This is a genomic window from Octadecabacter dasysiphoniae, from assembly GCF_021532615.1.
Lineage (GTDB): Bacteria > Pseudomonadota > Alphaproteobacteria > Rhodobacterales > Rhodobacteraceae > Octadecabacter > Octadecabacter dasysiphoniae.
In genome coordinates, this window is the sequence record NZ_JAKGAQ010000004.1 from 374,487 (window position 1) to 380,486 (window position 6,000).

Genomic DNA, 6,000 nt, shown 5'->3' on the forward strand with positions numbered 1-6,000 from the left:
GCATGAGCAAACAAAGTATCAAACAACTTATCGAAGATCGCACGGACCAAGACGGTTTGATGGAAACCGGCATGCCGGGTGTGCGCTTGTTTCGCGCAACACAAGCGATCCCTTGTGTTCCGGCGGTGTATGAACCCAGCGTCGTTGCTATCGTTAGTGGGTCCAAGGAGGCAGTCTTGGATGGCCATCGATTTATTTACGACGACAGCAAGTATTTGTGCTGCCCTATGTCGATGCCAGTGAAGGCTGGGACACCTAACGCATCCATTGATGATCCTCTCTATGGTGTTTTTATTTCGCTGAACCAACGGGTCATGACGGAACTGACTTTAGAGATGGAAAATGTCGACGGCGCGCTTCCCATGGTCAAAGGCGACCTGCGGGCGCATGGGATCAGACTGGCAGAATGGGATGAAGGTTTCACCGATGCGCTTTTGCGTCTTTTACAGCTTGGCGCAAATCCAACCGACGTGGCAGTTCTTGGCGATGCTCGACTGCGTGAACTTTATTATGCGATCCTGCAAGGCGAGGCTGGCTTGTTTGCACGGCAAGCCTTTGGTGCTGGTAACGCCATTGCACGATCCATTGCGCATGTGTCGTCCCATTTAGATGTGCCAATCTCTATTGATGAGATGGCGTCCCGTGCAGGCATGAGCCGTGCCGTTTTTCATCGCAAGTTTAAACAAGTCACAACAATGGCTCCGATCCAATTCGTGAAATCAATGCGGCTCAACAATGCTGCCATGAAGATTGCAGGGGGCATAACAGTGAACGAGGCGGCTATCGGCGTCGGCTACGTCAGCCTTTCTCAGTTCAGTCGGGAGTTCAAACGCATGTATGGGCAGTCCCCACGACAGTGGGGCAACGGTCATCATGTTCCGACTGGAAGTGTTTGATCGGTGGCGATGTCTACGCATTCTGTGATTTCGCGCCGACGTTGAACGTCTGCTATGCGACTGCAACCGCAGCAACGAGATGACGCGGTCAACGGCCGCAATGGGCCGTGAGTGACGCCAGCCGAGGCCAAGATTGCAGATGCTGCGCCGCATCCGATGGCTGCAAAGAGCCCAACTTTAACAGATGCTGCACGGCGCATGAATGTCCGCTTCGATCAGTTATCTTGTTATGTTAAGTAAGGCGCGGCAGTTACTTTTGTAGGCCAGCTATGGGCTAGATGCTGGTCAGCTGCCACTACTGCATGAGATTCATCGGCAGATGAGCCGCGATCTCTTCTTTTAGAATATTCTTCAGCCTAACCATGGCTTCGCTCGCAGTATGTTCTGCATGGTGCAGTCTGATTTTCACGGATGGTAAAGGCGGGAGCCCAGCCTCGGCACCCAAGACCGTAAGATGTGGAGGAAGTTGAATGGGCGTTCTGACCGCAATTCCCAAACCCGCATTCACGCCCGTCCATAGTCCCTGCAAACTTGTACTGTTCATCGAAACAAGGTGCCCTAACCCGCAAGAAGTTAAACTGTTCTGGGCAATTTCGCGAAATATACACGGTGCGGTGAACGCAACGAGTGGGACGCGTTTTTCAACGCTAACACGATAGTCTTTGGGTCCAATCCAGACCGCAGGAACTTCTGCAAGCACCTGCCCTTCGGCGGCGGTGTGAAGACCAAAGGTTAAAGCAAGGTCGAGGTGTCCACGGCGTACAGCCTCGCCAAGGTCCACATTGCGATCAACATGCGCCGTCAATCGGACAGATGGATGCGACCGTGTAAACGCCCCCAGAATGCCAGGGAGGAAGGTTTCCGCAAAATCCTGTGGTATCCCGACACGCACGTCACCTTGCACATTAAACCCCGCCATTTCCCGCAGAGCATGGTCCTTAGCATCCAAAATATTTTTTGCATGCGGTAGAAAACGGCGACCCGCGTCGGTCAGTGACACACCCGCCTTGCGGCGCAGAAAAAGCGTTTGATCGACAACCCTTTCGAGTTTTTGGATTTGCATGCTGACGGCACCTTGAGAGCGACCAACCACCCGTGATGCATGCGCAAATTCACCGCACTCGGCCGCCGCGACGAAGGTGCGTAAGACCAAAGTGTCGAAATTTCTATCCATTAGATTTCCTAAATCATTGCTTTGAAAATATTCGTTATAATAAATCGTATATATCGCGTTAGTCACAGTCAACGGCGGTTCGATACCTGTCGAGACGCCCAGACTGAAACGGAGCGATTGCCATGTCACACCTAATTACACAAATCGGCGTAGGGTCTATTGGTCGGATCTACCTTGCCAACCTCGTAACCGCATTCAACAACGTCCACGTTCACGACACGGACAGCACCAAACGCTCTGAGGTCGAAAGCTTGGGCGCGGCATTTCATGATGACGTTGCAAGCGCCGTCGCAGATGCTGATTTCATCCTGCTTGCATTACCGGATCCCGTTGCAAGCAAATCAATATTCGCGCAGAGTGGCCCCCTTTTGACGTCCGCAAAACCCGGCGCAGTCGTTCTGGACCTAAGTACGATAGACCCAGCTACTGCGCGTCAGAATTACCAAGCGTCTCATGACGCGTCACTGCACTACGTTGAAGCGCCTGTTAGCGGTGGTGAACCGATGAGCGCAGGCGTTGATGGCGCAAAAAACGGCAATGTGACTTTCATGGCTGGATCTGACGAAGTGTCGTTTGAAAAAGCACTGCCGTTGATGAATGTCCTTGGTCAGCACCCACTATTGCTCGGGCCTGCCGGGACTGGGAGCATCGTTAAACTGATCAGCAACTATATCTCTGGCCTGCACAATCTAGTGGCAGCAGAAGCATTTGCTTTGGGTAAAGCGGCGGGCATTGATCTTGAGACGATGCTTACGACATTCACACACACAGATGCCAATAGTTACTGGTTGGAAAACTACTTTGCGCCTCGGGTCCGGGCGCAAAGCTATGCGCCCGGATTCTCTGTCGATCTACAGCATAAAGACCTGCGGCTTTGTGAATACTTGGCGCGTGACCTCAAAGTTTCGATGCCGTTGAATAATCTGGGCCTGTCCATTTACCGCATGCTGCAAGCGCAAGGGCGTGGAGGCAATGATCTGGTAGATGCCGTAAATCTCGCCTGCGAACTGTCCGCAATCGAACCCTACACTGCAGGGGAACCAAATGCGCTTTGATGGCAAAACTGTTGTCGTTGTTGGCGCGTCCAGTGGGGTTGGAAAATCTGCTGCCGGTAAATTTGCTGAACAGGGTGCTAATGTTGTGATGTTGGGCTTGCGCGCCGATGAAGGCGACGCATTTGCTAAACACCTTACGGATCGAGGCCTCTCGGCCCGTTTTTGGCAGTGCGACTGGACATCTGTTGAGCAGCTTGAGCGCGTAGCAAAAGCAACGGTGGAGCAGTTCGAACAGATTGATGTGTTGTATAACCATGCGGGCACGATCCTCGTAAAGCCGTTCCTCGAAACTTCGGATGGGGAATGGACCGAGATCATGGAAACCAACCTCATGGGTATGGTCCGCTCTATTCGATGTTTCCTACCACATATGTTGGAATCAGTAGACGCCAGCATCGTAAATATGGCTTCGATTTCAGGGCTCAGTGCGTCAGCGATGGAGGCGGCCTACTGCGTAAGTAAGGGTGCCTGTGTCCAACTCACACGTGCAATCGCAGCGGAGTTTCGCGACCGTGGCGTGCGCTGCAATGCTGTTTGCCCCGGTTTCATCCGAACGGATCATGGGAATCATGAACTTCGCGAATTGGAAGCGCTTGGGGCGATCAACGGCATCGAAGTTATCACAGCCCTTCAACGGCGCATGGCTGAACCTGATGAAATTGCAGACGCTGTCCTGTTCTTGGCCAGCCACGAGTCCCGCTTCATAAACGGCGAAATGCTCGTCGTAGATAACGCCGCAATGGCAACAACCTAAGAAAGAAGTAACACTATGCCCTTCGTCCGTATCGCTATCCCCGCTGGAGAAACTGTGTCTTTCAAACAAAACGTCGGCCAAGCCATTCACGACGCGATGTTCAAAACGATCAACATTCCTGAGGATGACAAATTTCAGGTTCTGTCCGAACACGGCGAGGGCGAGTTGATGTATGACGACAACTACCTTGGCGTAGATCGCTCGGAAAAGTGTATTTTTGTTCAGATCACCATGAAGCATGGCCGCACGCCGGAACAAAAAAGGGCCCTGTACAATGCGATTGCCGAAAACCTGCACTCCAGAGTCGCGTGGCGCAAACAGGACGTAATGATAATTCTAAACGAAAACGATCTGATTGATTGGTCGTTTGGCAATGGCGAAGCACAAATTGCAGGTGAGTGAGCGATGAACATCCTTGTCACTGGAGCGTCAAGCGGGATTGGTGCTGCCGTTTGCGAAGAGTTGATTAAGCAAAGGCATGTCGTTGTTGCCGTTGCTCGTCGGATCGAAAAGCTTCATGAACTTAAAGCCAAGCTGGGTGACAGCTTGGTGCCTGTTCAAGTTGATGTCACTGACCGCGCTGCAGTGTGCAGTTTACGGGACGCCCTTGAGGATCAGGCAGTCTCTGTCGACGCCATCGTAAACGCGGCTGGACTCGCACTTGGTGTAGATATGGCTAGTTCCGCCAATTTTGATGAGTGGGCACGAATGGTTGAAACCAATGTCACCGGAATGCTGTCGGTGGTTCATACGTTCTTACCGGACATGGTGGCACGAGGCACAGGTCATGTCATAAACATCGGCTCGATCGCTGGATCCTATGCCTACCCCGGTGGGAATGTTTACGGTGCTTCAAAGGCTTTTGTTCGTCATTTCACCCTCAACCTCAGAGCGGACCTTGCAGGAACTGGCATACGCGCCACAGACATCCAACCGGGACTTGTAACAGATACCGAGTTCTTTTCCGTTAGATTTCGCGGCGATGAAGGAAAGGCGACAGCCGCCTCTCAAGACTTTCGAGGATTACAGCCTGTCGATGTGGCAAAGGCTGTAAGTTGGGTGATCTCGCAGCCTTCACATGTGAATATCAACCAGATAGAAATCATGCCAACCGATCAGAGTTTTTCAGCTTTAACCCTCCACCGGGAACCCGATGTTTGATGGAAATTCGCGTCCCGCCACCCAGTGCCTCTATTGCGACCGTACCTGACGCAAGCGGGAAGCTTTATGCGCCTTCGGCATCGCGAAATACTGAAAGCTTGTGCGAAACAGTCTCGTCCATCGCACCCTTAACTGGCGATGCTTTGGAGATCGCAAGCGGCACCGGCCAACATATCGTTGCCTTTGCCGCAGCAATGCGAGCTTTGCATTGGCACCCATCCGAAGTGGAGCAGGTTCGATTAAACAGCATCACAGCTTACACTCTTGAGAGCGGTCTATCCAACATCGCGCCTCCGCTTGTGTTGAACGCCACCCAACCTGGTTGGGGCAACACTATCGCTCCTAATGATCTTATTTTAACGGCTAACCTGTTTCATCTTATCAGCGCAGCCGAGGCCAGGGTACTGTTGGCAGAGGCAGCAAAAGCTTTGATCCGAACAGGACTGTTGTTAGTTTACGGACCGTTCAAACGGGATGGTGAGCTGACGAGCGAGGGTGATGCGCGGTTTGACGCCAGCTTGCGCACATCTGATTCCGAAATTGGATATAAGGATGATGCCTGGGTCAAATCTGAGGGAAAGGAAGCAAACCTAGAGTTCATACAGGCGATCGACATGCCCGCGAACAATCTCGCCCTTGTCTTTCGGAGACGATAGCAAGCTAGGAAGTGTCTGAGCATCTGGAGCGATCGCTAAATTCAAGGGTGTTTACGGTCTCTACCTGCAGATCGCCAGCTTAAAGCGGACGTTCGAGTTTGACTGGTCAAGGTCTGTTTGTCCCGCATCTTACCAGTTCGTCAGCCGTGCAGCGCAGGTCGCTTCACCCCCAGATCGGCCGTTCGCGCACCGCGCGGCAAAAGAGAAAAAGAGAGCCCACTATGACCAATGCTGCGAGACGCATGAACGGCGGCTTACAACAAATCGTCTTGAAAAATTCAAATCAATAGACGCCCGAAAACCG

7 protein-coding genes are annotated in these 6,000 nt (G+C 52.4%); 6 read left to right on the forward strand and 1 reads right to left on the reverse strand.

All coding sequences use genetic code 11. The features are described from left to right. Nucleotides 1-2 precede the first annotated feature (2 nt). Nucleotides 3-896, forward strand: a complete 894-nt coding sequence (locus L0664_RS16260) for an AraC family transcriptional regulator (RefSeq protein ID WP_235226944.1) — start codon at nucleotides 3-5, stop codon at nucleotides 894-896. Between the two features lie 295 nt (nucleotides 897-1,191). Here L0664_RS16260 and L0664_RS16265 read toward each other — a convergent pair whose 3' ends face one another. Continuing rightward, on the reverse strand, nucleotides 1,192-2,136 hold the full coding sequence (locus L0664_RS16265) for a LysR substrate-binding domain-containing protein (RefSeq protein ID WP_235226945.1): 945 nt from the start codon (nucleotides 2,134-2,136) through the stop codon (nucleotides 1,192-1,194). A 56-nt stretch (nucleotides 2,137-2,192) separates the two neighbouring features. On the opposite strand from L0664_RS16265, the gene L0664_RS16270 reads away from it, so the two are divergent. From L0664_RS16270 to L0664_RS16290, 5 genes are read left to right on the forward strand one after another with little or no spacing between them, the layout of a single operon-like run. Continuing rightward, complete coding sequence (locus L0664_RS16270) at nucleotides 2,193-3,125, forward strand: NAD(P)-dependent oxidoreductase (RefSeq protein ID WP_235226946.1); 933 nt, start codon at nucleotides 2,193-2,195, stop codon at nucleotides 3,123-3,125. Further along, a complete protein-coding gene (locus L0664_RS16275) occupies nucleotides 3,115-3,879 on the forward strand; it encodes an SDR family NAD(P)-dependent oxidoreductase (RefSeq protein WP_235226947.1) in 765 nt (254 codons plus the stop codon). The genes L0664_RS16270 and L0664_RS16275 overlap by 11 nt, the downstream gene beginning before the upstream one ends. Before the next feature lie 15 nt (nucleotides 3,880-3,894). Continuing rightward, entirely contained in the window at nucleotides 3,895-4,281 is a 387-nt protein-coding gene (locus L0664_RS16280) for a tautomerase family protein (RefSeq protein WP_235226948.1), read from the forward strand. A 3-nt stretch (nucleotides 4,282-4,284) separates the two neighbouring features. Further along, nucleotides 4,285-5,040, forward strand: a complete 756-nt coding sequence (locus L0664_RS16285; protein WP_235226949.1) for an SDR family NAD(P)-dependent oxidoreductase — start codon at nucleotides 4,285-4,287, stop codon at nucleotides 5,038-5,040. Further along, nucleotides 5,040-5,696, forward strand: coding sequence for a DUF938 domain-containing protein (locus L0664_RS16290; protein WP_235226950.1), 657 nt, complete (start codon nucleotides 5,040-5,042; stop codon nucleotides 5,694-5,696). Before L0664_RS16285 ends, L0664_RS16290 begins: the two co-directional genes overlap by 1 nt. The last annotated feature ends 304 nt before the right edge of the window (nucleotides 5,697-6,000 follow it).

Excerpts from the sequence above, each read along its gene's own strand:
- L0664_RS16290 (WP_235226950.1), top strand. The coding sequence starts at position 5,040 with ATGGAAATTCGCGTCCCGCCACCCAGTGCCTCTATTGCGACCGTACCT.
- L0664_RS16275 (WP_235226947.1), top strand. The coding sequence starts at position 3,115 with ATGCGCTTTGATGGCAAAACTGTTGTCGTTGTTGGCGCGTCCAGTGGG.
- L0664_RS16270 (WP_235226946.1), top strand. The coding sequence starts at position 2,193 with ATGTCACACCTAATTACACAAATCGGCGTAGGGTCTATTGGTCGGATC.
- L0664_RS16260 (WP_235226944.1), top strand. The coding sequence starts at position 3 with ATGAGCAAACAAAGTATCAAACAACTTATCGAAGATCGCACGGACCAA.
- L0664_RS16285 (WP_235226949.1), top strand. The coding sequence starts at position 4,285 with ATGAACATCCTTGTCACTGGAGCGTCAAGCGGGATTGGTGCTGCCGTT.
- L0664_RS16280 (WP_235226948.1), top strand. The coding sequence starts at position 3,895 with ATGCCCTTCGTCCGTATCGCTATCCCCGCTGGAGAAACTGTGTCTTTC.